The sequence below is a fragment of the Rothia sp. HMSC071C12 genome (assembly GCF_001813895.1).
Lineage (GTDB): Bacteria > Actinomycetota > Actinomycetes > Actinomycetales > Micrococcaceae > Rothia > Rothia mucilaginosa.
On record NZ_KV814374.1, the window covers coordinates 308,394 to 334,334 of the forward strand.

Genomic DNA, 25,941 nt, shown 5'->3' on the forward strand with positions numbered 1-25,941 from the left:
GAGCACCCCGTGCGGGGCCTCAAGCCGGTTCATCATCTATGAAATACGCTCGGTCGATATGCACCGAATCATTCCGCGTATTCTTTATGCCTCATCCTCGTAGGACGCGTACTTTTCTGCGTATGCCGAGTAGTCGTCCTCGTCGTCATAGCGACGGCGGGACGAATCGGAGGACTTCGTTTTCTTCGCGCTGCTGAGCTCGCGCTCGAGTGCGCTGTAGTCGGTCTCGGGGCTGAAGTACTTCATCTCCCGAGCCTGCCTTGTTGCTTTAGCCTTCTGACGGCCGCGCCCCATGGCGTGACCCCCTCTTTCATCCTGTCCGAGGCGAACAGCACGCGCGGCGCATCGCTCTCGGATCGTTCAACAGTCTTTACTACACTATAGAGTACCCTGTTTCAGCCCTGAATGTCTCGCTGGACGGCACCTATTTTGCGTATCAGAGCACTTCTTCGCACCGGAACAACCGTTTTATTTTGCACCCGCAGCTTTTTTACCCCAGCCGCCACACTCCCTATATAACACGTAGCCCCGCACCGGATATATCACTATATCCGATGCGGGGCGAGTGTCTCTGCCTCCGGCTCACTCACAAGACCGGGTTCAGAGAGGGTACCGTGCAGGTCATGACATCCCGCACGGGGTCTAAGGGAGAGCCCCCTGCCGCTGAGCCTGCGGCGAAGGAGCTGCTAGCTTGCGGTAAAGGAGCCCAGCGAGGTGGCGTTAGAAGCCAGGGTGGTGCTGGAGGCATCCACGCTATCGGTGGTGGTGTACACGGTGTAGCTCTCGCCCTTGGTGATCTTGGAACTGGAGACCAGGATCAGTGCGGTGCTGGAGTTAGTCACCTTGTAGTTCGCCACCACGTTACCGGAGGAGTCGGTCACCTGTACGGTGGTGCCTGCGCTCAGGTTCGATACGTTGCTGATCTTCACGTAGCCGCTGGTGGAGTTGGTCGAGGGTGCCTCGAACATGTCGCCGGAGTTACCCGCGGCCACGGTCGTGCCGTTGAGCAGCAGGTCGCCGTTGGTGTCCAGGGATGCGTTACCGCCGGTGAAGGGACCGTTCACGATCAGGGTGCCACCGGAGAGGGTTGCCGTACCGTTGGAGTCGATGCCGTCGCCGTTCGTATTCACGGTGACGGTACCGCCGGTGATGTTGATGGTTGCGTCGACCACCTCGAAGGTGCCGCCACCACCCATGCCGCCGCCCATGCCGCCACCTGCGCCACCGCCAGCCGGGGGCTGACCCATAGTGCCCGAGGGAGCCTGACCGCCACCTGCAGGTACCTGACCTGCGCTACCGCTGGGCGCCTGGGGCGCAGAGTTCTGGCCACCCTGCGCGCTCTGCTTAGTCGAGGTTGCAGTAGTCGACTCAGTGCTGGTCGAGGTGGTGCTGTACGAGGCGTTGATACCGTCATCGGAGCTGGTCACGTTCACGGTGCCGTCCAGGATGTTGATGTACTGCGCCTCAATACCCTCGTTCGCCCTGGTAATGTTCAGGGTACCGCCGGAGATTTCAAGCACGCGCTCAGCCTTGAAACCGTCATCACCTGCAGAGATGTTCACGGTACCGCCGCTCAGGCGTACCCAGCCGCGGTTGCCGTCGGTGTCGTTAGTTGCCTTGATGCCGTCCTTGGTTGCGGTCACGGTGATGGTGCCGTCCAGGATATCGACGTAGTCCTTACCCTTGATGCCGGTGTTTGCCGCGTTCACTTCCAGGGTGCCGGAGGCAATGACCAGGCCGTCAGAGGTGTGGATACCCTCTTCGTACTTACCTTCAACCTTCAGGGTGCCTTCGCCCGCCAGGGTCAGGTCACTCTTGGAGTAGATAGCTGCATCGGGGCTGCCGCTGGCGGTATCCGAGTAGGAGGAGCCGTCAGAGACGGTGTTGGTGGTACCCGAGGCGGTGTAGATAACGACCTCGTCCGCCTCAACAACGTTGATAGCTGCACCGGTGGAGTTGGTGATTGTCGCGTTGTTCAGGATCAGGCGGACCATGTCACTGTCGGCTGCATCAACCTTAATCTGGCCATCGTAGGTGCCGGTGAGCTTGTAGTTGCCCGCCTTGGTGATGGTGATGACGCCGTCGCTGACGGTCACACCGTCGGTCGCGGTCGGGTTAGAAAGATCGATAGTAACTTCGCTGGAGGAATCCCAGGTCAGATCCTTCGCGGAGTAGTGGGTGTCCTCGGCGAGCTTCGCTCCGCTCTTCACGTCGGTGGAGAAGGAGTCTGCCACCTTCGACGTGGTGCCCGAAGTGCTCGAAGCGGAGGTACTGATTGCACTCGAAGCGCTGGCATTCGATGCCGAGGTTGCCGAGCAGCCGGTCAACGCCAGGGCTGCCAGGAGGGTAATGGAGGTTGCGCTCTTAATCATATTGCTCTTTTTCACGGGTTTTCCTTTGTGTTTGGGTGACCACTCGCGTAGAGCCAGCGCCACAGGGGTAAGACGTATGTGAAATGTGAATATGTGTGAGAGCGGTTATTGCCTGTGTGGGGCGAATAAGGCCGATGTTGTGCTTGGTTCGGGGGTATAGGTTAGGGGGCTGGGGACGCGGGTAAGGTAGGTGCGCTACCCTACCCGCGCATCCAGATTGTTGTTATAGCCAGATTGCCGTTTTAGGCGGCTGCGAAACGCTCGGTCAGCAGCTTCTGGTAGTCCTCTTCGGTCATGTCATCCACGTTCAGGCGGGTGCCATTGACCGGTTCCAGGTGCATCCAGTTCTTCAGGGTTTCTTCCCACTTGTTGCTTGCCAGCTGCGGGTTCAACGCCGCCATACCGGTTGCAAACTTGGAAATCTTCGCGGGGGTGATGCCCGCATCCCAGAGGTGCTGATCTGCCACGGAAGGCTCCACGCCGGACTTGGTTTCGATGATGACCGCGTTCGGCAGGCCGTAGGTGGTGCCAACCAGGTTGCCGTGGAAGTTACGGTAGTTCACGCCCGCCATGAGGATGTTCTCGGACAGAGGGGTCCAGGTCAGGGCGTTATCTACGGTCATACGGGAGGCGACCGGGTTCTTCTCGCTCTGCGGCAGGAAGACCGTGGTACGGCGGTAGCCGGTGGTCAGAACCGCCTCCAGCTTGTGCACGGGGCCGGCGAGAATATCGCCGAGTGCTGCGGTGATGTACTCGTGGCCTTCCACGGTAAGCGTATCGCGGTTCTCGAAGGTGTACGGGATACGCTTCTTGACGGTCATATCCTGCTCACCGTCGGTCTTGACCTCCAGGAAGGTCAGCTCCGAGTCCAGGTAGCTACGGGTACGAATCTTGAAGGTGTCATCGCGGCTGTAGGCTGCCGAGTGGTAGCTCTGCATCTGCGGGGTGTCGAAGTAGACCGAGTCGTAGGCGAAGTCGCGCTGGCCATCGATTTCCATGACGGAGGCATCTGCGCCGAGCGTGGAGAGTACCTTGGCGGCCGTTTCTGCGTCGACAATGTACTTGCGGTCCACGCGGGTCTGCATGGCTGCCTTCTCGTTCATGGCTTCGAGGCTGATGCTCTTCCACTCTGCGGGGATGATGTTTGCGGCTGCGTTAGTCATGGGTCTTCGTCCTTCTGGGGCGCCGTCCCTGCGTGCTGTGCGCTGGGGGCGGCGTGTCGTGGGTATCGGAGATGTTTGTGCAGTTAGAGTGAATCGGAGGCTTTTATACCGGCTGGTCTTACTTGCCTACCGGGGTGCGCTGGAGCGGAACCATCCGGGTGTCCAGGGTGGTGTGCGCCTCGGCGGTGGGAACCTGAGGTGCTGCCGGGTAAGCCGCAGGAGCCTGCGATGCTACCGTCTGAGCGGCTACAGGCTGAGCCGCCTCCACTGCCGCAGGGATGCCGCCCTCGGTGGTTTCCTTGGGCTGGTAGGTGACGGTGGCGCGGGTCAGGTTGTTCACCATGTCCAGCTCGGTGATCTTCGCCGAGATGACGGTGTAACCCAGGCGAGCGCTCAGGTATGCCTTGAGCTCTTCCTCGTCGCTGATCGCACGATCGGCGGTAACGGTCTGAGTCTTTTCAGCAGAGACCGGGGTGCTGCGCGAGTCGAGAATCGCGATGAGGCCGACCAGGGTAGCCATGAGGCCGAAGGCGATGTACGCCGGGCTAATGTTCACACCTGCAATCATGCCGACCGAGAGGGCTACGAAGTAGTAACCCACCTCGCGCTGACTCAGGGCGGTGGAACGCAATCGGATAATCGACAGGACACCGAAGAGGCCCATACCCATAGCGGATGCGTTCGATCCGGCGGATACCAGCGCCACCGAGACGGTGAAGATACCGGCGTTGATGACCGCATAGGAAATCATCAGTTCGCGGTTGCGATGCCGCACCATGTAGAGGGTGCAGAGAGCTGCGATGGCTATGGCATCGGCAATCGCCATGGTCAGAATAGTCATTGGGTGCTCCAGATATCGTGTCGTGATGTTCGCGGTGCTCTTTGCTGCCTGTTCTTCAGCTTCGGGCTGTGCGTTCTTTGTAGTATCTAGATTCCCGTGCAAGCCTGTGTTTACCCTGTGCTGCCCTTAACTTAGAGATAAGTGTTATATGTCTCTAGTAAATCTGCTGGTCAAATGCACTAGAGGCTATTATTTTTTTTCCTCTCTCCACTACGTTTTCTGTATCTTCTGCGGTATCAAAAGGCACAAAAAAAATGGGCTCCCTCCGATATGGAGGGAGCCCATAAAAGCAGCTAAAAACTTAGCGACTAGGCGTTATTATGCCTTCTTGCGCATGCGGGTTGCCACGATGGTCGCGCCACCAGCACCCAGAGCAATCAGACCCAGACCAGCAGCGGTCATCGCATCGGATGCACCGGTCTTAGCCAGGGAAGAAGAGCTCTTAGAGGATGCGTTAGAGGAACCCGAGCCCAGGTTGTCGTTCGAGCCGGAGCTCAGCGAAACACTGTCGGACTTGGAGTTCTCGTAGTTCGGCTGCTCTTCACAACCCTTTTCGTCACCGTCAGCGTCGAACTTCTCGCGGAAGTCCGGGTCGCCCTTGTAAATGGGGCCACCACGGTCTGCCCACACGTCGGCGCAGTTCTGGTACTTGTCGGTCTTCTCGCCCTTTGCGGAGGAGTCGGAAGCCTGGTCAGACTTCTGGTCTTCAGACTTCTGCTCTTCGGCGGGCTTCTGGTCCTCAGCGGGCTTGGTTTCCTTAGCGTCCTCAACTGCGGGTGCGGAGGTCTCTTCAGCAGGCTTGGGAGCCTCAGTGGTCGGATCCTGAATGGGAGCCGGGGTCGAGTCCTCGGAGGGAGCGGGGGTCGGATCCTCGGAGGGAGCCGGGGTGGGCTCTTCGCTAGGTGCGGGAGCGGGCTGCTCTGCAACCTTAATGGTCACGGTAGCTGCCTTACCGCCGCGGGGAACGTCGCCGTCCTTCAGGGAGCCGGACAGCAGGTAAATGTCAACGGAAACGCTGCCGTGCAGCTCTTCCTGCCAGGGGATGGTAACGGAGAAGTTGCCAGCCGCGTCAGCGTGGATTTCCAGGTAGTCCTGGCCATTAATCTTGACAGCACCCTTGTTCAGCTTCAGTGCCAGGACGGAACCGGAGGTGCCGTCAGCGGTCTTGAAACCCTCGCCGCCAATATTCAGACCCTGACCCTCAACCCATACGTCGGGGGCGATGAACTGTGCAGAGTCTGCGTAGGTGTGGACAACCTGAGGCGCACCTTCAACAGCGAAGGTCGCGGGGACGGAAGTAGCAACGAGGCCACAGCCGATGAGGGCGGTGGCACCAATGCGTGCGATGTTGTTTCGAATATTCATGCCACCCATTCTAACGAGCGAAGCTTGGGATACCGGCTCCCAAGACGCTAATTTGCCATGACCTGACTCACAAAACATATTTTTCTTGAAGGTTTATTGAAGGCATGGTTGAACTATATAAGCCTTTTGCACCGCCGTGCACACCTAAACTCTCAACCCGACGTTGAAGAAACTAACAGGTACATACCCCATCCCATCAGCACAACCCAATAGCAAAAACCACCCCGTTAAACGCGAAAATCCCCTCCCCCGAACACTCGAAAGCATTCAGGGGAAGGGACCCTCATGCACACCGCACCGGGCGGCAACAGTTTTTAGGAGTTCTTGCGCTTACGCACAGCAGACACGCCAGCAACACCCAGACCCAGAGCTACCAGACCCATACCAGCAATGGTGAAGGCGTTAGAAGCACCGGTGTTAGCCAGGGAAGAGCGCTGAGCACGGCTCGAAGTGTAGCTGCTCGAAGAGGAAGAGCTGCCGCCCAGGTTATCCAGACCACCAGAGTTACGGGACGAAGAACCCGAGGAGCTGTTGGAGGAGGAACCGTCAGTCACCTCGCTGTTAATGACCTCGCAGCCCCAATCATTCTTGTCATTATCGAACTTCTGGCGGAAGTCCGGGTGACTCTTATGCATGGGCGCCAGGCCAGCGGCCGCAACCTCTGCACAGTTCGCGAAGCGAGTGCTCTCAGCCGAAGCGGTCACCTGCTCGGTAGCGGAGGTGGAATCACCCAGCTGATCCTTCGCCTCATTCGCAACGACTGCGTTCTGATCAGCAGCAGCCGAAGCCGATGCGCTCGCAGAAGCAGTTGCCGAAGCGGAGGGGGTAGCCACCACAGAAGCGGAAGCCGATGCGGTAGCCGAGGGGCTCACCGAAGCGGTAGCGGAAGCCTTCTCCTCGGCACGGTCCTTGATCTTTGCATCCACGGAGGCAACAACCTCATCAGCGGCAGTAGCCGAAGCAGTCGCAGAAGCGGAGGGGGTTACAGATGCGGAGGGGGTAGCCACCACGGAAGCGGTTGCCGAAGCAGTCGCAGAAGCAGATGCGGAGGGAGTTGCTTCCTGAACGGAACGAGCCTGAATCTTCACGGTGGCTGCCTTGCCGCCGCGAGCGGTGTCGTTGTCCTTCAGGGAGCCGGAGAGCAGGTAGACGTCCACGGAGATACGCTCATCCAGGTCGTCCTGCCAGGGAATGGAAACGGAGAAGTTGCCCTTCTCATCAGCCTGAACTTCCAGGTAGTCCTGGCCGTCAATCTTGACGGTACCCTTGTTCAGCTTGATAGCGATGGTGGAGCCGGAGGTGCCGTCCTGGGTCAGGAAGCCTTCGCCGGTAATCTTCAGGGTTTCACCCTTGTACCAAACCTCAGAAATGTGGGAAGTAGCCTTGTCGGAGTAGACGTGAGTGACGGACTCTTCGCCGTTCTGAGCGAACGTTGCGGGGATTGCGGTGACCGCCAGACCGCAACCGATCAGGGCGGTGGCACCGAAGCGAGTGATAGTGTGTCGAATGTCCATCCCATCATTTTATCCTCGCGTAATGGGTGTATCCGCCTGTCCAGGGGCTATTTAAAATGAATTACGCCACAAAGTAGCACTTTCGTGCAGTTAATGACGGGCCAACTACAGGTCAGTGCACGCGCGGCAAAATTCGCCGGGCGCCAGCGTTACCCAGTCGTGCCGGCGCCACCTAGTTGTGCCAGTGCTACTTAGTCGTCAATCTCGTCAAGCATGAGCTCCAGCGCCTCACCCACGCCGCTACGCCACAGGTAGGTTGCCTTCGCATCGGCGCGTCCCGGACCTCCGTTAATGATGGCGACCGGTTTGCCGGCGCGCAGAGCCTCCAGCACAATCTTGTAGCTGCTCATGACCGCTACCGAGGAGCCGACCACCAGCAGCGCCGAACACTCGGCGAGCATGGCATCCTTGAGCGCTTTGCGTTCGGCGGGCACGGATTCGCCAAAGTACACCACGTCCGGCTTGAGGCGGGTCGAACCGCAGGCGAGGCAGGGCACCATCTGAAAATCGCGGATGTAGCGGTCGTCCAGTTCCACGTCACCGTCGGGGTTCACGCGCAGGTCTTCGTCTTCAAGGCGCGCCAGGTAGCCGGGGTTCGCCGCATCCAGGCGCGTATCGAGGCTTTCGCGCCCCTCATCCTGACCGCAGTCCAGGCACACAATACGCGACAGGTCACCGTGCAGCGCCAGCAGATTAGAGCTTCCGGCACGGGCGTGCAGACCGTCCACGTTCTGCGTAATCACACCACTCACGGCACCCAGCTGCTCCAGCTCGGCGAGCGCATAGTGGGCGCGGTTCGGTTCGGCGCGGCGCATGCGGCGCCAACCCACGTAGGAGCGCGCCCAGTAGCGTTGGCGGGCGGCGTCATCGTAGCGGAATTCCTGGTAGGTCATGGGGCGGTGATCGTGCAGGGAACCGCCGGGTCCGCGGTAGTCGGGGATGCCGGATTCGGTGCTTACTCCCGCGCCGGTGAGCACGAGAACCTTACCCGCCTTGAGTAGCTCGGCAATACCCGCGGAGGCGTATTCTTCGTCGTGCGGGGTGGCGTTCTCAGAGACAACGCGCTGAATCGAGCGGATTGCGGCACGGTGCACGGAGGCGATTTCTTCGCGCTGCTCACCTGCGGCGGCGAAGTTCTGGTGGTCAGCCCAGCGGTCCATTCTTCTCCTCAATGCTCTGTGTACTAGTGCGGTTCAGCGCGGTTCTAGCGCGTTAAACGGCTGTGGGGCGCCCCCTTTCGAGGGTACCCCACAGCCTATTTCTTATGGTTTCGAATGTGCAAACTCAGCCACAGGCTAAGTCCGCCCAGCCAACCGGTTGAGCTTAGTTCTCAGCCTTCTGCTCACGCTCGGAGGTCACCGACAGGCCGTCGCTGGCAACGTCCGGGTTCACGTCCACGGTCACGGTGTCGCCGTCGTGGATTGCACCGGAGAGGATGCCTCGAGCCAGGCGGTCGCCAATCTCGCGCTGTACCAGGCGGCGCAGCGGGCGGGCACCGAATGCCGGGTCGTAGCCGGTCTTACCCAGCCACTCCAGAGCGGCGGGGGTGACGTTCAGGGTGAGGCGGCGGTCCTCCAGACGCTTAGCCATGCTCTTGATCTGCAGGCCCACAATCTGGCCCAGGTTCTCAGCCGACAGGGGCTGGAACATGATGATGTCGTCCAGTCGGTTGAGGAACTCGGGGCGGAATGCCTGGTGCACAACCTCCAGCGCCTTCTCGGAGCGCTCGTCGAAGGGCAGGTCCTGGTTGACCAGGTACTGCGAACCGAGGTTCGAGGTCAGGATCAGGATGACGTTGCGGAAGTCCACGGTGCGGCCCTGGCCGTCGGTCAGGCGGCCGTCATCGAGTACCTGCAGCAGGATGTCGAAGACCTCGGGGTGTGCCTTCTCGACCTCGTCGAGCAGGACCACCGAGTAGGGGCGACGGCGTACAGCCTCGGTCAGCTGACCGCCCTCTTCGTGGCCGACGTATCCGGGAGGGGCACCGACCAGGCGGGACACGGTGTGCTTCTCGGAGTACTCGCTCATGTCGATACGCACCAGGGCACGCTCGTCATCGAACTGGAACTCAGCCAGTGCCTTAGCCAGCTCGGTCTTACCAACACCGGTCGGGCCCAGGAACAGGAAGGAACCAATCGGGCGGTTCGGGTCGGAAATACCGGCGCGGGCGCGGCGCACAGCGTCAGAGACAGCGACCACTGCGGCTTCCTGGCCGATAAGGCGGGCACCGATGCGCTTCTCCATTTCGAGCAGCTTCTCGGACTCGCCCTGCATCATGCGACCTGCGGGAATGCCGGTCCAGGAGGAGATCACCTCGGCAATATCGTCCGCGGTAACCTCTTCGGAGACCATGGACTCGCTCTTGGCGGTGTCCTCGGCGCGCTGTGCTTCTTCCAGCTCAGCCTGCTTCGCGGGAATTTCACCGTAGAGCAGGCGAGATGCCTCGGCGAGGTTACCCTCGCGCTGTGCAACCTCTGCGCGGGAGCGCAGCTCGTCAATCTCAGTCTTGAGGTCACCCACGCGGTTCAGGTTCGCCTTCTCGGCTTCCCAACGGGCGTTGAGGGAGTCGAGCTGTTCCTTCTTGTCTGCCATATCCTTGCGCAGCGCTTCCAGACGCTCCACGGATGCGGGGTCGGTTTCGCCGGCAAGTGCCAGTTCCTCCATGGTGAGGCGGTCCACGGCGCGGCGCAGCTGGTCGATTTCCTCCGGTGCGGAGTCAATTTCCATGCGCAGGCGGGATGCTGCCTCATCAATCAGGTCAATTGCCTTGTCCGGCAGCTGACGGGAGGGAATGTAGCGGTTAGACAGGGTTGCTGCGGCAACCAGCGCGGAGTCAGCAATCTGCACCTTGTGGTGTGCCTCGTAGCGTTCCTTCAGACCGCGCAGAATACCGATGGTGTCATCTACGCTGGGCTCGCCCACGTACACCTGCTGGAAGCGGCGCTCCAGGGCGGGGTCCTTCTCGATGTTCTCGCGGTACTCGTCGAGGGTGGTGGCACCGATCAGGCGCAACTCGCCTCGGGCGAGCATGGGCTTGAGCATGTTGCCTGCGTCCATGGAGCCTTCGGATGCGCCAGCACCGACAACGGTGTGAATCTCGTCGATGAAGGTCACAATCTGACCCTCGGACTTCTTGATTTCTTCGAGGACTGCCTTCAGGCGTTCCTCGAATTCACCGCGGTACTTTGCGCCTGCGACCATGGAGCCCAGGTCCAGGCTAATCAGGGTCTTGCCGCGCAGGGATTCGGGCACGTCGCCGGAAACCATGCGCTGTGCCAGGCCTTCCACGACGGCGGTCTTACCGACGCCGGGCTCACCAATCAGCACGGGGTTGTTCTTGGTGCGGCGGGAAAGCACCTGCACCACGCGGCGAATCTCGGAGTCACGGCCGATGACCGGGTCAAGCTTGCCTGCGCGAGCAATGGCGGTCAGGTCGGTGCCGTACTTTTCGAGTGCCTGGAAGGTGCCTTCGGGGTCGGGGGTGTCCACGGTGCGGTCTCCTCGGACGTTGGGGATGGTCTGTGCGATGAGCTCTGCGGTAGCGCCGAGCTTGTGCATTGCGGTTGCGGTGCTATCGGTTCCGCTGGCAATGCCCAGCAGAATCATTTCGGTAGAAACGTAGGTATCTCCGAAGCCCTGGGCGCGGGTCTGTGCCGCCTGCAGAGCGGAAAGCGCGGCACGGCTGAGGGAGGCGTTCTGCACGGAGGCACCGGATGCCTTCGGCAGCTTCTTGATTTCGGCGGATGCGGCCTCGGAGATAGCGTCTACATCCAGGCCTGCAGCCTTGAGGACTGCTACGGCGACGCCTTCGCGCTGGTCCATGAGGGCCTTGAGGATGTGCGCGGTTTCAATAGTGGGGTTGCCGGCGGTTTGAGCATTAGTATTTGCCGCCGAGATGACTTCTTGACTCTTGGTGGTGAACTTGTTGTCCATGATGTTCCTTTCGTGTTTCGAGGGGCTTATCCTATGCGCCCCCGCATTACATAACTTGAGTCTACTCCACTCAATTATGTTTCGCAAGCCTCCTGTAAAAAATTTTCGTATTTTTTGCCCCACCTCACACCCCCTGCCCCCAAACAAAAGCCCCGGACAAAAACCCCAGTCAAAACCGCATTGTTATACTGACCGGACTGGGTACTTGCGAGGCTGGGCGCTTGCGGGCTCCCGCAACAATCACAGTCACGAATGGGGACCCACATGAAAATACTGGTTCTAGGTGCAACCGGCCGCACCGGTTACCTCTTCATCCGCAAATCCCTAGAGGAGGGGCACACCGTCACCGCCTACGTGCGCAACCCCGACAAGGCGCTAACACTTTTGGGGGCACACCAAAATCTCACTATCATTCCGGGAGCCCTGAACGATGCCGAGCAGCTCGCCGCAGCATCCTCCGGGCAAGACGTGATGGTCAGCATCCTGGGTCAGAAAGCCACGGTGCGAGAATTTCTCTCCTCCACGTTCATGCAGGAGCGCCTGCCCCTCATCATGGAGGCGGTCACGGGTGCAGGCGTAAAGCATTGCGTTCTGATGAGCGCCTACGGTGTCGGCGATACGATGCGGACCGCGTCCCTGCCCATGCGCCTGGTATGCAAGGTCATCATGCGCGGCATTTTTACCGACAAGGTTAAGGCGGACGCCCTGGTTGCCGAATATCAGCCGTATATTTCGCGTGCACATCCGGGCAGGCTGACCGATAAGCCAGGTAAGGGCGGGGTGAAGGTGTTTGATATGGCGAGTGTCGAGCGAACTCCAGGCATTCCGACGATTGCCCGTGAAGACGTCGCCGATGCGCTACTCACTATCGCCAAGAACCCCCAGAACGCGGGCACAGATTTTTTGGTGACGATTGGGGACGTTACCCTACGCTCGCCCCAGAAATAAACCGGTAGGCTTAATGACATGACGACTACGAACACCTTCCCCGCCGCCATTCTCTTCGACCACGACGGAACCCTCGTCGATACCGAACCCGTATGGGCTGCCGCAAAGGTTGCTCTCACCGCAGAATTTGGCGGCACCTGGACCGAGCAGGACACCCTCGACTGCCTGGGCCTATCCATGCAGTTCACCCTGGATCGCCTGCGCGAGCGCGGCGTAAACCTGCCAGACGAGGAGATTAACGATCGACTGGTGGCGAAGGTGCGCGAGGCCCTGGCGCAGCAGCCGGTCGAGTTCCTTCCTGGCATTGAGCGTTTCCTCTCGGAGGTTCACGATGCACAGATTCCGGCCGCCATCGTCACAAACGCAACCACCTCCGTGGCTCGCCGCACCGCAAACGCGGCACCCGAGGGCACGTTCTCGGTGGTTATTGGCAACGATGAGACCACCAACCCCAAGCCGGACCCGCAGCCCTATCTTTTGGCGGCGGAGCGTCTGGGTGTTGACCCGACTCAGTGCGTGGCTCTCGAGGATTCCCCTTCGGGCGTGCGCAGTGCGACCGCGGCAGGTATGCGTGTCATTGTTGTACCGGGCGAGCTGGAGGTTCCGGCGGAGCTGGGCACCGCACGCCTCAAGCATGAGGAGCTGACCCTGGAGGCGGTTCGCGCGCTGGCGTAGCCGCCCGATTCGCACGCGGGAAGCCCTACAGAAAGGCCGGAAGCTCTGTAGAAAACTGAATACGCTTCACCATAAAGGGTGGGATGCGCGATATGAGATACCGCGCGTCCCACCCTTTGTGCGTGCTTGGGCGGTGAGCCACGCGGGCATTTGGGGCTGACACGTTTAAGCAGCGCCTTTTGAACAGGGGCTTTTAAGTGTGGCGCGACACATAGATGACAATTTATTACGAATTACTCAAAATAACCTTGACAGCGGTTCCTTAAAATGATTTACTCATAATAACGATTCGGCGGGGCGACAAATCCCACCGAACCACAAACATCACAGCATCATGAAGGAGACCATCATGGCATTTGCAAACTACACCGCACCCGGCCTGACCCTCGAAGAAGGCAAGGGCATTTCCGAGGTTCTCCAGGCACGTCTGCACGACCTGAACGACCTGCACCTGCTGCTGAAGCACGCTCACTGGAACGTGACCGGCCCCGGCTTCATCGCCGTTCACGAAATGATTGACCCCCAGGTCGACACCGTCCGCGAGTTCGTCGACGCCATCGCAGAGCGCATGGCAACCCTGGGCGCAACCCCCAACGGCCTGGCTGGCGCACTGGTCGCACAGCGTACCGTCGAGGATTACCCCGTCGGCCGCGCACGCGTTGCTGACCACCTGCACGCTCTGAACGACGTGTACACCCGTGTGATCAAGGATCACCGCAAGGCGATTGCTTTTGCCGGTGAGTCCGACCCCGTCACCGAGGACCTGCTGATTGGCCAGACCGCTGAGCTGGAGAAGTTCCAGTGGTTCATCCGCGCGTTCCTGGAGAACGGCGAAGGCAACATCTAAGCCGCAACCATCTAAGTTGTAGCCTCTAAACTGCAGCCTACCTATGGCGGCAAGTTATATAGGCGTTAGCTTTTAGAGTCACAAGCCGGGCGGGTGCGCTCTCCTTATGGAGGGTGCACCCGCCCGGCTTTTTATGCTCGAAGCTACCCCGCTTACTCCCAACCACTTTTACCTTTCCCGGCACTTGAGTCCTCGTCCGTGCGGTATCACAAAGTACGTTGAGGCGAACAATAACACCGGGTTAGGCCGTCCTAGATTTTCTGTTCGGAGTGCTCTACAGTGGTTCACTGATCAACTCAGAACACACAGATCAAACGCATGATTGAGCGCCCGGGAGATACCCTGCGCGACCCGCATCCGGCGAAAAGAGAGATATGAGCACGCACGCCCCGAACGAGCACGGCGAAGACACGTACGGCGAGCAGACCGAGAAGCTTCAGACTGAAAGGACCGCAGCTGAGGCGACCGAGCACAAGCCAACCCGCCATAGCGCCGTCACCTCCCCCTCCCCCGCGCAGATTAAGCGTTGGCGCCGCTACCTGGCTGATGAAGAGTCGGAGGCACGCATCTACCGCTACCTGGCTCGCCGCGCCGAGGGCACCGACCGCAAAATCTTGCTGCAGGTTGCTGAGGCGGAGAAGCGTCACCAGCAGCATTGGCGTGACATGCTCGGCGAACACGCGGATGTTCACGTGCGCCCGTCCATGCAGTCTCAGCTACTGCAGTTCTTGGCGAAGAACTTCGGTTCGGTGTTTATTCTGGCGATGGCTCAGCGCGCCGAGTCCCGTTCCCCTTACGCTGAGGATCCGGACGCTACCGAGGAAATGGCGGCTGACGAGGCGATTCACGAGGAAATTATCCGTGCCCTGGCGACCAGTGGCAGGGAGAAGCTTTCGGGTAATTTCCGTGCGGCAGTCTTTGGCGCTAACGACGGTTTGGTGTCGAACCTGGCGTTGACTATGGGTATTACCGCCTCGGGCGCGTCCAGCTCGATGGTTCTGCTCTCGGGTATTGCGGGCCTGCTGGCGGGTGCACTGTCGATGGCGGCGGGTGAGTTTGTGTCTGTGCGTTCTCAGCGCGAACTGCTGGATGCCTCCCAGCCGACCCAGGTGACCCTGCGTGTTGCGCACGATTTGGATTTGGATTCGAACGAGCTGGAGCTCATTTACCGTGCCCGCGGCATGGAGCCGGACGCGGCGCATCACCGTGCGATGGAGCGTTTCGGCTACCTGGATTGTGACTGCGATCCGTCGCTGTCTCACCGCGAGGAAGAGGATCGTGAGGAGAATGTGGCTTTGGGTACCGATATTGGTGCCGCCGCAGCGTCGTTCGCGTTCTTCGCTTCGGGTGCGTTGGTTCCGATTCTGCCGTATATCTTTGGCTTGTCGGGTGTGTTCGCGATGGTGCTGTCTCTGCTGTTTGTGGGTGCGGCGCTGGGCTTCACCGGCGGCGTGGTGGGCCTGCTTTCGGGTGCTTCCCCCCTCAAGCGCGGTATTCGCCAGATTCTAATTGGCTTTGGTGCGGCGTTCGTGACCTATCTGCTGGGTCTGGCGTTCGGCACGACGGTCGGCTAGTTGCAACACCCCTTATAAGCTCTCAACAAGTGTATATAGCCGCTCTTGCATGTGCCGTAGCTTGAGCGCAAAGAAACCCCCGGCGGGTGATTTGAAATCACACGCCGGGGTTTTCTATATGTTCTTACCCTGCATGAGGGGTTGATCTATTACGGGTGAATCTCCGCAGTGGTGGCCTGACCGGAAACGCTCTCCGAACCGGTCGCGCCATTGCCGGAGTAGGTCAGGTTAGCGACCTGCACGCTGGAGGTCTGCTTGTACGAAACCCAGCCGTCGTTTGCCGGGAATCGCAGCTGCGCCGGCATGAAGTTGGTCTGGCTGTAGTACTTGGTGCCGGACTGCTTCATGGTGTACGCCTTGCTGGTGGTGTAGACGATACGACCCTTGAAGGTGTAGGTGCCGTCGGAGTTCTTGGTGACGGTCGGTACTTCTGCGGTCCAGGTGCCGGCGGTCTGTGCCACGGACAGGTACTTTGCCTGGCCTGCGGAGGCTACCAGTTCGGTGGTTTTACCGGTCAGCTTGCGGCCAGAGGGGCTCCAGGACTGGCCGTTGATCTTACCGAGCTTGGTGAGCGACTGTGCGCTGGCGGCGACGGTGTACTCAACCTCGGTCACGAAGGTCGCACCCGCCGCGAGGGTAACGCTGCTGCCGGGGATATAGCCGGTGCCGGTTGCGGTGTCCTTGGTCGGTACGGACCACCAGAAGCCGCTGGAGGACATGTAGGCGCCGTTTGCGCCGGTCTGGGAGTTGGTGACGGGGGTGAACTTACCTTCGCCGTTGACGTAGGTTGCGCTCTTGGGCTTGGAGGTTGCGTCGTCCCAGTTGATGTCGGAGTCGGGGGTGCCGGAGGCAGTGAAGTGTGCCTCGGGGCTTGCCGGGTTGATGGTGCCGGTGTTGTTGGAGGATGCGTAGCCGACGTAGCCGCCGTTGTTCTGCACGCTGACGTACACGCCGTACTGCACGCCGGGGGTTTCCTTAGATGCGGCGTAGGCGGGAACGGCCGCGGAGGCTGCGACGACGGGTGCGGACCAGACGCCTGCCTTGGCGATGGTACGGCGAGAGATGGGCTGAGTCATGAGTGTAGTGATCTCCTGTGAGTGTTTGATGTTTCTTAGAGCCGCTCAAAATGATTCTGACTAGGCTCAATGCACTCCAGTATACAAAGGTTAAGGTTATATCTGCACCTTATGAGGGCGGATGTGCACAATCTTACTTTCTGTCGCAAGTTCTACCGCTCTGGTTCAAACATCTCAAAAGCACCCTCAAATCCCAGCACTGTTCGACAGCTGGAGCGGCTCTATCCCTCCTCTTTTCCCCAGCGCACTCCCCCAGCGCCTCTGAGCGTTCTTCGGCGCTGTCTCTGTTAAGTTCTCGGTTAAAGCACAGATGCCGGTAGCCTCATGGACTACCGGCATCTGCCGCAATACTATGCTGTTTACTTCGCTGCGAAGATTTCGCGCATCAGGTTTGCAGCCTCGGAGGGGGTCTTACCGACCTTCACGCCTGCTGCTTCCAGAGCTTCCTTCTTCGCCTGAGCGGTACCGGAGGAACCGGAGACAATAGCGCCTGCGTGGCCCATGGTCTTACCCTCAGGAGCGGTGAAGCCTGCAATGTAACCAACGACGGGCTTGGTCACGTTTGCCTTGATGTACTCTGCAGCACGCTCCTCAGCGTCACCACCAATCTCACCAATCATGACGATTGCTTCGGTCTCGGGGTCAGCTTCGAAAGCTTCCAGAGCGTCGATGTGGGTGGTGCCGATGATGGGGTCGCCACCAATACCGATAGCGGTGGTGAAACCAATGTCAGACAGTTCGTACATCAGCTGGTAGGTCAGGGTACCGGACTTGGAAACCAGACCAATCTTGCCCTTGCCGGTGATGTTCGCCGGGATAATACCAACCAGGCACTCCTCGGGGGAGATGATGCCGGGGCAGTTGGGGCCAATGATACGGGTGATCTGCTTGCCGTTCTCGTCCACGGATGCCTTAGCAGCTGCCCAGAACTCTGCGGAGTCCTGAACCGGAACGCCCTCGGTGATGACGACGACGAGGCCGATCTTAGCCTCGATAGCCTCGAGAACTGCTGCCTTGGTGAAGGCCGGGGGAACGAAGACGATGGAGACGTTCGCGCCGGTCTTCTCCATAGCCTCAGCTACGGAACCGAAGACGTCCAGCTCGATGTCGGAGCCGTCCTTCGCCTTGTGGGTGACGGTGGTACCAGCCTTGCGAGCGTTCACGCCGCCCACAATGTTGGTGCCTGCTGCGAGCATGCGTGCGGTGTGCTTGGTACCCTCGCCACCGGTGATGCCCTGAACGATGACCTTGGAGTCCTTGTTCACAAAGATAGACATATTACTTCCTTGAAATCCTTTGCTGGCGATTACGCCTTGTGAGCGAGCTCTGCTGCCTTGTCGGCGCCGGAGTCCATGGTCTCAGCCAGAACAACCAGCGGGTGGTTCGCCTCGGAGAGGATGCGGCGACCCTCAGCAACGTTGTTGCCGTCCAGGCGCACAACCAGGGGCTTGGTTGCTGCGTCGCCCAGAATCTCCAGAGCCTTCACAATGCCGTCTGCCACTGCGTCACATGCGGTGATGCCGCCGAAGACGTTCACGAAAACGCTCTTGACCTGCTCGTCGCCCAGAATGATTTCCAGACCAGCAGCCATAACCTCAGCGGACGCGCCGCCACCAATATCAAGGAAGTTTGCGGGCTTGACGTTGCCGTGGTTCTCACCAGCGTATGCAACGACGTCCAGGGTGGACATAACCAGACCTGCACCGTTACCAACGATGCCGACCTCGCCGTCCAGCTTCACGTAGTTCAGGTCGAACTGCTTTGCCTTAGCTTCCAGCGGGTTCTCAGCGGACTTGTCCACGAGAGCCTCGTGCTCGGGCTGGCGGAATTCTGCGTTGTCGTCCAGGGAGACCTTGCCGTCCAGGGCGAGGATGGTACCCTCGGGGGTCAGAACGAGGGGGTTAACCTCAACCAGGGTTGCGTCTTCCTTGGTGTAGACTTCGCCCAGCTTGACGAGAACGGGAACAACCTTCTCCTGCAGTTCTGCGGAGAAACCTGCTGCCTTAGCAATTTCCTCAGCCTTAGCCTGGTCCAGGCCAACCAGCGGGTCAACCTCAATCTTTGCCAGTGCCTCGGGGCGCTCAGCAGCGAGCTGCTCAATTTCCATACCGCCTTCTACCGAGCACATTGCCAGATAGGAGCGGTTTGCACGGTCCAGCAGGAGGGAGAAGTAGTATTCTTCGGCGATGTCTGCGCCGTCAGCGACCAGCACACGGTGAACGGTGTGGCCCTTGATGTCCATGCCGAGAATTGCCTTAGCGTGCTCGTAAGCTTCTTCGGGGGACTTTGCGAGCTTAACGCCGCCAGCCTTACCGCGGCCGCCGGTCTTAACCTGAGCCTTAATGACGGTCAGGCCGCCAATTTCCTCAGCTGCTGCCTTTGCTTCTTCAGGGGTGGTCGCAACAATGCCCTTGAGCACGGGTACACCGTGCTTTGCGAAGAGCTCGCGCGCCTGGTATTCGAAAAGGTCCACAGGTGTCCTTCTTCTTCGAAGTGGTGCCGAGTACTGGTGCACTCGGCCTGGTCATTAGAGGAGGTTCCCCCGTGTGGTCAGTACGGTGCGATAAGGGTCTCTCGCACCCGGCGCACACGCATCATTGACGCGGGGAATTTCTCTCGTCTCTACTCTATCGGATTCGGCGTGAGCTCGCACTCACAGAGCCCCAAATCTGAGATTTTAGCGACTCAGCTCACAAATATTTTGGGTACATTCCACCCAAAGGCTGTGCACCGGGTAACTAACCCGAACTAACGCTCCCCCATCCGCCGCGAAATACCGGCGAAAATGCGGCGTTTACCGCCGTGCTCTGCAAAGCCCCGGCCACCTTCTCAGCAGGCGGACAACACGCCCGGTACAGCGCACAAAAGAGGGGCGGGCACCCTCAGGTACCCGCCCCTCCATCGGCGTTGTCAGGTTCTCACGCCCGACGCGTTAGCTCACCTTCTCCAGCGGCGCGTAACGCAGCAGCAGGCGCTTCTCTTCCGAACCGAAACGGACCTTCGCCACGGTCTTATCGCCGCTACCCTCAACGGCGAGCACGCGACCCTCACCAAACTTGGTGTGGCGCACGGTATCGCCGACCGCCAGAGTCGGGATTTCCTTGCTCTGGTGCACGCGGGAACGGTTCGTCACCTTCGAGGTGGCCGCCGCCAGCCCGTAGCTTGCCGAGCCGTTAATATCCGCGGTGGACGGCTCGGAACGGCGTACGGGGCGGGACTCGTAGGGGTCGTATGAGCCGCGCGAGCCACCGGAACTGTACCCGCCCGAGCCGTAACCGCCCGAGTAGCCGCCGGAACCATAGCCGGAACGGGAACCACCCGAATAGCCGCCACCGTACGAGTTGCCGTAGGAGCTGCCGCCATAGGAACCGCCGCCGCGAGCGCCATACGCACCCATACCGGAGGCGCCAAAACCCGAAAAACCGGCGGTGCGCTTCCACTCGATGAGCTCCTCCGGGATTTCCTCCAGGAAGGGCGAGGGCGGGTTGAACTGGCTCTTACCCCACATGGTGCGGGTTTCCGAGCGGGTCAGGTACAGGCGCTCCATGGCGCGGGTCAGACCCACGTACGCCAGGCGGCGTTCCTCGCTCATTTCCTTCTCATCGGTCAGGGCACGCTGATGCGGGAACAGGCCGTGCTCCATGCCGGTCAGGAACACCACGGGGAACTCCAGGCCCTTAGCGGTGTGCAGGGTCATGAGGGTGACCATGCCCTGCGCCTTCGCCTCGGCGGCTTCGGCGGCAATCTGTGCGGCGGAGGCGTTCTCGCCCTCCGCACTGGCGGGGCGGTTCGGGATTGAGTCGGCGTCGGCGACCAGGGCCACGTGTTCGAGGAACTGCTCCAGGTCGGCGCCGGGGTTCTCGGTCTCGAACTCGACCATGGCGTCAAGTAGCTCGGAGAGGTTCTCCACGCGCGATTCGTCCTGAATGTCCTTGGATGCGCGCAGAGCCGCCAGGTATCCGGTCTGCTCCAGGACCGCTTCCAGGCAGGTTGCGGCGGGTTCGGTGCGGGCAATCTGCGCGAGGTCGTCCATGAGGCGCACGAACTCGGCGTACTTCTTGACCGCGGCGGCACCCAGGCCGGGGATGTCGGCTGCCTGGCGTGCGGCGGCGTAGAAGGAGATGCGGTTCGCACTCGCGTACTCCGCCACCACGGACTCAGATTTGGCACCGATACCGCGTTTGGGTTCGTTGAGGATGCGGCGCACGTTCACGTCGTCATCGGGGTTGCTCAGGGCGCGCAGGTACGCCAGGGCGTCCTTGATTTCCTTACGCTCGTAGAAGCGGGTACCGCCGACCACGCGGTAGGGCAGGCCGGCACGCATGAGCATGTCCTCGAGGGTTCGGGACTGCGCGTTGGTGCGGTAGAAGATTGCGACGTCACCGGGCTGCACGCCGTGCTCATCGGCAAGGCGGTCAATTTCGCGGGTGATGTAGCGTGCCTCGGCGTGCTCGGACTCGGCGACGTAACCGATGATTTTCGCGCCCGCGCCGGAGGCGGTCCACAGCTTCTTGGGGCGACGGTCGGGGTTGCGTTCAATGACCGCATTCGCCGCAGAGAGGATGTTCTGCGTGGAACGGTAGTTCTGCTCCAGCAGAATCGTGTGGGCGTTCGGGTAGTCCTTCTCGAAGTCCGTAATATTGCGAATATCCGCGCCACGGAAGGCGTAGATGGACTGGTCGGAGTCACCCACCACGGTCAGCTCGGCAGGGGGCACGGCATCCGGGTAGGGGCCGCGGTCAGCCGGTGCCTTCGTGTGGGCGCCGACCAGTTCACGCACCAGCTGGTACTGGGCGTGGTTGGTGTCCTGGTACTCGTCCACGAGGATGTGGCGGAACTTGCGGCGGTAGTAGTTCGCGATTTCGGGGAACTTCTTGAGCAAGAAGACGGTGCGGCCAATCAGATCGTCAAAGTCGAGGGAGTTGGCGGCACGCAGACGCTGCGTGTAGACGGTGTAGATCTGCGAGATGGTCTTCTCGTACGGGTTATCGCTCGCCACGCGGGATGCGTACGCTTCGGCGCTGACCAGCTCGTTCTTCAGCGCGGAGATGCGGTTGCCCACGGCCTTGGCGGTGAACTTCTTGGTGTCCAGGTTGAGCTCTTTAATGATGAGGCTCAGCAGGCGCTGCGAGTCGGTCGAATCGTAGATGGTGAAGGTGGACTTCAAACCCAGGGCGGCGGCCTCACGGCGCAGCACGCGCACGCAGAAGCTGTGGAAGGTCGAAATCCACATGTGCTTGGCGCGCGGGCCAACCAGCGCCTCAATACGTTCACGCATTTCGGCGGCAGCCTTATTGGTGAAGGTGATGGCGAGAATCTGGCCGGGGGTCGCGCGGTGGGTTGCGAGCAGGTAGGCGATGCGGTGGGTGAGCACGCGGGTCTTGCCGGAGCCGGCGCCCGCGACGATGAGCAGGGGCGAGCCGGAGTGCAGCACGGCTTCTTCCTGGCGTTCGTTGAGCCCGGCGGTGAGGGAGGCGGGGTCCACGGCGTTGAGGCTGTGGGCGCGTTCGCCGTAGGGGTCAGCGGGGTCGAAGTCCTCACCGTAGCCGCCGACGCGGTAGGCGGGTGGCATGAAGTCGCCGAGCGGGTCTGCGGCGGTGAAGGCTGCGGGTGCGCCGGGTTCAGGAACGGGCGCGCTGGTAGCAGGGGTACCGTAGGCGGGCATGCCGGTGGGCAGGGCGGCGGGTACGTCCTGTGCGGGCGCTTCCATCACCGGGGCATCCATCACTGCGGCGTCCATGGGAGGGGCGTAGTAGTCGTCCTCGGCAGGGGGTACGTCGTAGTAGGGGTCGAAGGGCGGCTCATCATCCGCTACCGGTGCTGCGGGGGTGACGAGTTCGGCGGCGAACAGGCCGTCCTGTTCGGTGAAGGGCTGCTTCTGCTGTTCGGGCTTGTCGCTCATCATCTACCTCGCTGCCTAGAATACACGTTCGATATTCCATGCTACCGCATTTACTCCGCGGCTCCCACCCGTTCGGTCAATCAGCCTCACAACCTAAATCGGCAACGGCACACCGGTGGCACAGAATAGTCATGCTAGGATGACCGCATGACCCAGACCTTACCTCCGAGCCTCTCAATAGCCCTATGGTGCAATGGCTCAGCCGATGAAGCCGCACAGTTCTATACCAGGGTTTTTCGCGATGCTTCTATCGTTGAACAGGTGCCCGGACTTACGACGGCTCTAAGCATCCATGGCTTCCAGCTCTCACTCATTAATGGTGATGACCGGTACGTCCCGAACCAGTACATCAGTTGCATCCTAAACTTTGACCCACTCCTGTTCGGCGGTGAGGATCAGGCGCGCGCCTACCTTGATGAGCTCTACGAAAAGCTAAGCGGCGGCGGTGTACTCATGGAGTTAGGCGAGTACCCGTTCTCTCCTCGCTACGCCTGGGTTCGCGATCGTTTCGGTATGACCTGGCAGCTGATGCTCACCAACCCCGAGGGTGACCCTCGACCCTTCGTCATTCCCTCATTCATGTTTGGCGGCACGAATCACGGCAATGCAGAGGAAGCCACCAACGGCTGGATTTCCATGTTTGATGATGCCCGCCGCGGTACCCTGTACCACTATCCGGAAGGTAGCCCCTTTGAGGCAGATGCGGTCATGTTTACCGACTTCAACCTGCACGGCACCTGGATGGCGGCTGCTGATTCCGGCACTTTCCACGATTTCACATTCACGCCGGGGGTTTCGGTAGTTCTTTCGTGCCGTACTCAGGAGGAGATTGATTACTATTGGGAGCAGCTCTCGGCTATACCTGAGGCGGAGCGTTGCGGCTGGTGTGTAGATCGCTGGGGTATTTCTTGGCAGGTTGTCCCGCACAATATTGCTGAGCTGATGGCGGATAAGGCCGCTCGCGAGAAAATCCTGCTGATGGGCAAGATTGACCTGTCTCAGCTATAACAACGTGTTTTCTTGAGTGCTCGTTACGTGCAGAAACAGAGAAACCGCCCGCGCCTGCTAATGCAAGCGACGGGCGGTTTTCTCGTACCGGCGTGAATACCGGTTCTGTGTGCCCCCGAGACGATTCGAACGTCCGACACCTTCTTTAGGAGAGAAGTGCTCTATCCCCTGAGCTACGAGGGCGTACCTATCCAGTATAAAGCACCCCGCACCAAGGGTCCGCACAGCCCGTGTTCACCGCCCTGTGTTCACCGCTTGAGGACACCCGCACCCGGCGGCAGAACCGCTCCTACAATGTACGAATGAGCATCTACATTGACCCGCCCACCTGGCCCGCGCACGGCACCGTCTTCTCGCACCTCATCTCCGATGCATCCCTGGCGGAACTGCACGAGTTCGCCGCAGCAGCGGGCATCAGTGAACGCGCCTTCGACCGCGACCACTACGATGTTCCGGCGCACCTCTACGATGAGCTGGTGCAGGCGGGTGCGAAGGAACTCAGCGGTGCAGAACTGACTCGCACGCTCATTGCCAGCGGTCTGCGGATTCCCCTAAAGGAACGCCCCGAGAAGATTCGCCCGCGCCTGCTTCGCGCCTGGGAGGCGGCGTTTGCACCCCGCCTCGAGAAGGCTCCCGCTACATTCCAGCAACAGGTCGCGGAGCTGGGTGAGAGCCTGTTGCAGGCGTGGGAGCAGCCGCACCGCGCCTACCACCACAGCGGGCACCTTTCGCAGATGCTCACTGATCTGGACCGCCTCTACGCATACCGCACGCAGGGTTCTACTCCCCTGGCGTTGGTTCTGGCGGCGTGGTTCCACGACGCGGTGTACGAGGGCGCGCCGGGTGAGGATGAGCGCCGTAGCGAGCAGCTGGCGAACATCTCCCTGGAGCCGCTGGTTACCGCGGGCCTGCTCAGTGGTGACGAGCTGCAGATGGTGAGCCTTCTGGTGCGTGCCACGGCAACCCACAAGCTGCCCGAGTCTGCCGATCTACCGGCGGGCTATGAGCCAGCGGATATTCAGTTTTTCCTCGATGCCGATATGGCTATCCTGGCGGCTGATTCGGCACGCTACCGCCGCTACCTGCGCGGGGTGCGTAGCGAGTACTCCCATTTTGACGATGAGGCATTCCGTGCCGGTCGTACGACCTTCCTGCGTTCGATTCTGGGGCGCAAGCGCATCTTCCTCTCCGAACAGGCTCTGCAGCTCTGGGAGGAGCCCGCGCAGACTAATCTGCAGGCAGAGCTCAGCGAGTGGTCGCAGGACCCGCAGGGGCTTCTGCAGGCTCTCGCGTCCTAGCCGCATACACCTAAAACACATACCGCCGAGAATGCGCCCATACTAAGGTGCGTTCTCGGCGGTATTTTCACGGAATCTTTCGGGTACGCAAAAGGCGCCCACCCCGTGCGGGGTAGGCGCCTTTTGAGAAGTATGTTGGACTAGACCCAGCTCTTATGCGCTAAGGCTTAGAGAGCGGTGTAGTAGCCGTCAACGGACATCCAGGAGGTGGGGTGCACCAGGGTACCGTTGGTGGGGTTCAGAGCGGAGATCATCTTGCCGTCGCCCAGGTAGATACCAACGTGGCTGTAGCCGTTCTGGAAGACGATGTCGCCGGGCTGGGGGTTAGCGGTCGGGCGCAGCTCGTTCTTCATTGCGTAGGTGAAAGCGGTCAGCTTGATGCCGTGCTGAGCGAAAACCCAAGAGGTGAAGCCGGAGCAGTCCCATGCACCGAAGGTCTTGCCGCCCCAAACGTAGGAGCCGCCCAGGCCGCTCATTGCGGTTGCAACGATTGCGTCGCGGGAAGCGTTACCGGTGGAAGCGGAGGAAGCTGCGGGTGCAGCGGGAGCCTCGGTTGCAACGGGTGCAACGTAAGCCTGCTGGGTCTCAGCCTGGGGTGCTACGTAGGCGGTCTCAGCTGCGGGTGCAGGAGCTGCTGCGGGAGCAACGTAGGTCTGCTGTGCCTGAGCCTGGGGTGCAACGTAGGTGGTTGCGGGGGTGTTGTAGCTGGTGTAGTCGAACTCGTAGTTGGTGTAGTCGTAGGACAGATCAGCAGCAGCGGGGATCTGTGCAAATGCGTTCGCGGGAACGGTCGAGCCGAGCAGGATTGCGCCTGCTGCGAGGGTTGCACCTGCGGTACGTACGATCTTCTTAGCCATTGGTAATTCCTCCATTGCCTGACGAGGTGAGCTGTCGGACTCGAGCATGGATTCGCTCGGCCACCGAAGTGACTTAGCCCCGAGGCCTCTCGATTGAGAAGCCGTATCCCAGCTTGGGGATTGGGTCCCCCGCTTCTGCCATATTGGGTAGACGTTCATCGAAGCGTTGGCAGAACTCAGCGGAACCGCTTCGACGGTGCCCTCTTACGATTAGGATTTAGGCACAAATCGAGAATACACAGAAAACTCCCAGTTGTCACTTCATTCGGACTTAAATTTTGAGCTTTCACCCCCGGCGGAACGGAGCGGGTTTGGGCAACTAGAACCCCGTTTATTTATGGGAGCTTAAGCAGATTAAGGCGTTTGACTAGGCATTTCACAAGGATGCACATTCGCTTTTAATGCACTACCACCCCTTAAGGGCATGGTTCAAAACTCTTAAAAATGACCCTCGTCTCTTAAGCTTTTGCTCCCATATACTCACTCAGAAACCGGCGTGTCTCTTAGCTTCAACCTCAGATTTAAGCGAAAAACGCGAAAAATGCACTCAAGCGCAGTTGCCAAAAAG

The 25,941-nt window shown here is 60.2% G+C and carries 19 protein-coding genes, 1 tRNA gene and 1 riboswitch; of the genes, 6 read left to right on the forward strand and 14 right to left on the reverse strand.

Features of this window, described 5'->3' with window-relative positions:
* Window positions 1-84 precede the first annotated feature (84 nt).
* The 8 genes from HMPREF2942_RS06245 to clpB form a co-directional block, all read right to left on the reverse strand.
* Entirely contained in the window at window positions 85-294 is a 210-nt protein-coding gene (locus tag HMPREF2942_RS06245) for a DUF3073 domain-containing protein (RefSeq protein ID WP_005504588.1), read from the reverse strand.
* A 392-nt stretch (window positions 295-686) separates the two neighbouring features.
* Window positions 687-2,387 (reverse strand): carbohydrate-binding domain-containing protein, encoded by a 1,701-nt coding sequence (locus tag HMPREF2942_RS06250; protein ID WP_049346068.1) that lies wholly within the window; start codon window positions 2,385-2,387, stop codon window positions 687-689.
* A gap of 227 nt (window positions 2,388-2,614) precedes the next feature.
* Window positions 2,615-3,535, reverse strand: coding sequence for a polyphosphate polymerase domain-containing protein (locus HMPREF2942_RS06255; RefSeq protein WP_070641853.1), 921 nt, complete (start codon window positions 3,533-3,535; stop codon window positions 2,615-2,617).
* A 118-nt stretch (window positions 3,536-3,653) separates the two neighbouring features.
* Window positions 3,654-4,376 (reverse strand): DUF4956 domain-containing protein, encoded by a 723-nt coding sequence (locus HMPREF2942_RS06260; protein ID WP_070688663.1) that lies wholly within the window; start codon window positions 4,374-4,376, stop codon window positions 3,654-3,656.
* Between the two features lie 318 nt (window positions 4,377-4,694).
* Window positions 4,695-5,741 (reverse strand): excalibur calcium-binding domain-containing protein, encoded by a 1,047-nt coding sequence (locus tag HMPREF2942_RS06265; protein ID WP_070688704.1) that lies wholly within the window; start codon window positions 5,739-5,741, stop codon window positions 4,695-4,697.
* A 314-nt stretch (window positions 5,742-6,055) separates the two neighbouring features.
* Window positions 6,056-7,255, reverse strand: a complete 1,200-nt coding sequence (locus tag HMPREF2942_RS06270; protein WP_070688664.1) for an excalibur calcium-binding domain-containing protein — start codon at window positions 7,253-7,255, stop codon at window positions 6,056-6,058.
* A 191-nt stretch (window positions 7,256-7,446) separates the two neighbouring features.
* Window positions 7,447-8,415, reverse strand: coding sequence for a Sir2 family NAD-dependent protein deacetylase (locus HMPREF2942_RS06275; RefSeq protein ID WP_070688665.1), 969 nt, complete (start codon window positions 8,413-8,415; stop codon window positions 7,447-7,449).
* A gap of 163 nt (window positions 8,416-8,578) precedes the next feature.
* The gene (gene clpB, locus HMPREF2942_RS06280; RefSeq protein WP_070688666.1) at window positions 8,579-11,188 is read right to left on the reverse strand and encodes an ATP-dependent chaperone ClpB; all 2,610 of its coding nucleotides are present in this window, start codon (window positions 11,186-11,188) and stop codon (window positions 8,579-8,581) included.
* A 264-nt stretch (window positions 11,189-11,452) separates the two neighbouring features.
* Here clpB and HMPREF2942_RS06285 point away from each other — a divergent pair, with 264 nt between their 5' ends.
* From HMPREF2942_RS06285 to HMPREF2942_RS06300, 4 genes are all read left to right on the forward strand, one after another.
* Window positions 11,453-12,136 (forward strand): NAD(P)-dependent oxidoreductase, encoded by a 684-nt coding sequence (locus HMPREF2942_RS06285; RefSeq protein ID WP_070688667.1) that lies wholly within the window; start codon window positions 11,453-11,455, stop codon window positions 12,134-12,136.
* Window positions 12,137-12,154: 18 nt separating this feature from the next.
* Window positions 12,155-12,811, forward strand: coding sequence for an HAD family hydrolase (locus tag HMPREF2942_RS06290; protein ID WP_049340938.1), 657 nt, complete (start codon window positions 12,155-12,157; stop codon window positions 12,809-12,811).
* Window positions 12,812-13,160: 349 nt separating this feature from the next.
* Complete coding sequence (gene dps / locus HMPREF2942_RS06295; RefSeq protein ID WP_005508202.1) at window positions 13,161-13,658, forward strand: DNA starvation/stationary phase protection protein Dps; 498 nt, start codon at window positions 13,161-13,163, stop codon at window positions 13,656-13,658.
* Window positions 13,659-14,032: 374 nt separating this feature from the next.
* Window positions 14,033-15,232: a VIT1/CCC1 transporter family protein gene (locus HMPREF2942_RS06300; protein ID WP_070688668.1), complete on the forward strand. Its 1,200-nt coding sequence runs from the start codon at window positions 14,033-14,035 to the stop codon at window positions 15,230-15,232.
* A gap of 149 nt (window positions 15,233-15,381) precedes the next feature.
* On the opposite strand, the gene HMPREF2942_RS06305 is transcribed toward HMPREF2942_RS06300, so the two are convergent.
* From HMPREF2942_RS06305 to HMPREF2942_RS06320, 4 genes are all read right to left on the reverse strand, one after another.
* Window positions 15,382-16,308, reverse strand: a complete 927-nt coding sequence (locus HMPREF2942_RS06305; RefSeq protein ID WP_070688669.1) for an amino acid oxidase — start codon at window positions 16,306-16,308, stop codon at window positions 15,382-15,384.
* A 359-nt stretch (window positions 16,309-16,667) separates the two neighbouring features.
* Entirely contained in the window at window positions 16,668-17,585 is a 918-nt protein-coding gene (gene sucD, locus HMPREF2942_RS06310; RefSeq protein WP_049340934.1) for a succinate--CoA ligase subunit alpha, read from the reverse strand.
* A 29-nt stretch (window positions 17,586-17,614) separates the two neighbouring features.
* Window positions 17,615-18,781 carry an ADP-forming succinate--CoA ligase subunit beta gene (gene sucC / locus HMPREF2942_RS06315; RefSeq protein ID WP_005504561.1) on the reverse strand — a complete coding sequence of 389 codons (1,167 nt, stop codon included), beginning with the start codon at window positions 18,779-18,781 and terminating at the stop codon, window positions 17,615-17,617.
* 459 nt (window positions 18,782-19,240) lie between these two features.
* Window positions 19,241-22,213 (reverse strand): UvrD-helicase domain-containing protein, encoded by a 2,973-nt coding sequence (locus HMPREF2942_RS06320; RefSeq protein ID WP_070688670.1) that lies wholly within the window; start codon window positions 22,211-22,213, stop codon window positions 19,241-19,243.
* Between the two features lie 144 nt (window positions 22,214-22,357).
* Between HMPREF2942_RS06320 and HMPREF2942_RS06325 the strand changes: the two genes are divergently transcribed.
* Window positions 22,358-23,218, forward strand: coding sequence for a VOC family protein (locus tag HMPREF2942_RS06325; RefSeq protein ID WP_070614813.1), 861 nt, complete (start codon window positions 22,358-22,360; stop codon window positions 23,216-23,218).
* 110 nt (window positions 23,219-23,328) lie between these two features.
* On the opposite strand, the gene HMPREF2942_RS06330 is transcribed toward HMPREF2942_RS06325, so the two are convergent.
* Window positions 23,329-23,401: transfer RNA gene (locus HMPREF2942_RS06330), tRNA-Arg, on the reverse strand.
* Window positions 23,402-23,520: 119 nt separating this feature from the next.
* Here HMPREF2942_RS06330 and HMPREF2942_RS06335 point away from each other — a divergent pair.
* Window positions 23,521-24,516 carry a DUF4031 domain-containing protein gene (locus HMPREF2942_RS06335; RefSeq protein ID WP_070614812.1) on the forward strand — a complete coding sequence of 332 codons (996 nt, stop codon included), beginning with the start codon at window positions 23,521-23,523 and terminating at the stop codon, window positions 24,514-24,516.
* A gap of 167 nt (window positions 24,517-24,683) precedes the next feature.
* On the opposite strand, the gene HMPREF2942_RS06340 is transcribed toward HMPREF2942_RS06335, so the two are convergent.
* Complete coding sequence (locus HMPREF2942_RS06340) at window positions 24,684-25,373, reverse strand: C40 family peptidase (RefSeq protein WP_070614810.1); 690 nt, start codon at window positions 25,371-25,373, stop codon at window positions 24,684-24,686.
* Window positions 25,374-25,533, reverse strand: a riboswitch (cyclic di-AMP (ydaO/yuaA leader).
* Window positions 25,534-25,941 lie beyond the last annotated feature (408 nt).

Bases quoted from the DNA above. Each gene is read 5' to 3' on its own strand.
- HMPREF2942_RS06340 (WP_070614810.1), bottom strand. From the start codon at position 25,373: ATGGCTAAGAAGATCGTACGTACCGCAGGTGCAACCCTCGCAGCAGGC.
- HMPREF2942_RS06290 (WP_049340938.1), top strand. From the start codon at position 12,155: ATGACGACTACGAACACCTTCCCCGCCGCCATTCTCTTCGACCACGAC.
- HMPREF2942_RS06270 (WP_070688664.1), bottom strand. From the start codon at position 7,255: ATGGACATTCGACACACTATCACTCGCTTCGGTGCCACCGCCCTGATC.
- clpB (WP_070688666.1), bottom strand. From the start codon at position 11,188: ATGGACAACAAGTTCACCACCAAGAGTCAAGAAGTCATCTCGGCGGCA.
- HMPREF2942_RS06245 (WP_005504588.1), bottom strand. From the start codon at position 294: ATGGGGCGCGGCCGTCAGAAGGCTAAAGCAACAAGGCAGGCTCGGGAG.
- HMPREF2942_RS06325 (WP_070614813.1), top strand. From the start codon at position 22,358: ATGACCCAGACCTTACCTCCGAGCCTCTCAATAGCCCTATGGTGCAAT.
- sucD (WP_049340934.1), bottom strand. From the start codon at position 17,585: ATGTCTATCTTTGTGAACAAGGACTCCAAGGTCATCGTTCAGGGCATC.
- HMPREF2942_RS06335 (WP_070614812.1), top strand. From the start codon at position 23,521: ATGAGCATCTACATTGACCCGCCCACCTGGCCCGCGCACGGCACCGTC.
- HMPREF2942_RS06305 (WP_070688669.1), bottom strand. From the start codon at position 16,308: ATGACTCAGCCCATCTCTCGCCGTACCATCGCCAAGGCAGGCGTCTGG.
- HMPREF2942_RS06320 (WP_070688670.1), bottom strand. From the start codon at position 22,213: ATGATGAGCGACAAGCCCGAACAGCAGAAGCAGCCCTTCACCGAACAG.
- HMPREF2942_RS06265 (WP_070688704.1), bottom strand. From the start codon at position 5,741: ATGAATATTCGAAACAACATCGCACGCATTGGTGCCACCGCCCTCATC.
- HMPREF2942_RS06285 (WP_070688667.1), top strand. From the start codon at position 11,453: ATGAAAATACTGGTTCTAGGTGCAACCGGCCGCACCGGTTACCTCTTC.
- dps (WP_005508202.1), top strand. From the start codon at position 13,161: ATGGCATTTGCAAACTACACCGCACCCGGCCTGACCCTCGAAGAAGGC.
- HMPREF2942_RS06275 (WP_070688665.1), bottom strand. From the start codon at position 8,415: ATGGACCGCTGGGCTGACCACCAGAACTTCGCCGCCGCAGGTGAGCAG.
- HMPREF2942_RS06300 (WP_070688668.1), top strand. From the start codon at position 14,033: ATGAGCACGCACGCCCCGAACGAGCACGGCGAAGACACGTACGGCGAG.
- HMPREF2942_RS06255 (WP_070641853.1), bottom strand. From the start codon at position 3,535: ATGACTAACGCAGCCGCAAACATCATCCCCGCAGAGTGGAAGAGCATC.
- HMPREF2942_RS06260 (WP_070688663.1), bottom strand. From the start codon at position 4,376: ATGACTATTCTGACCATGGCGATTGCCGATGCCATAGCCATCGCAGCT.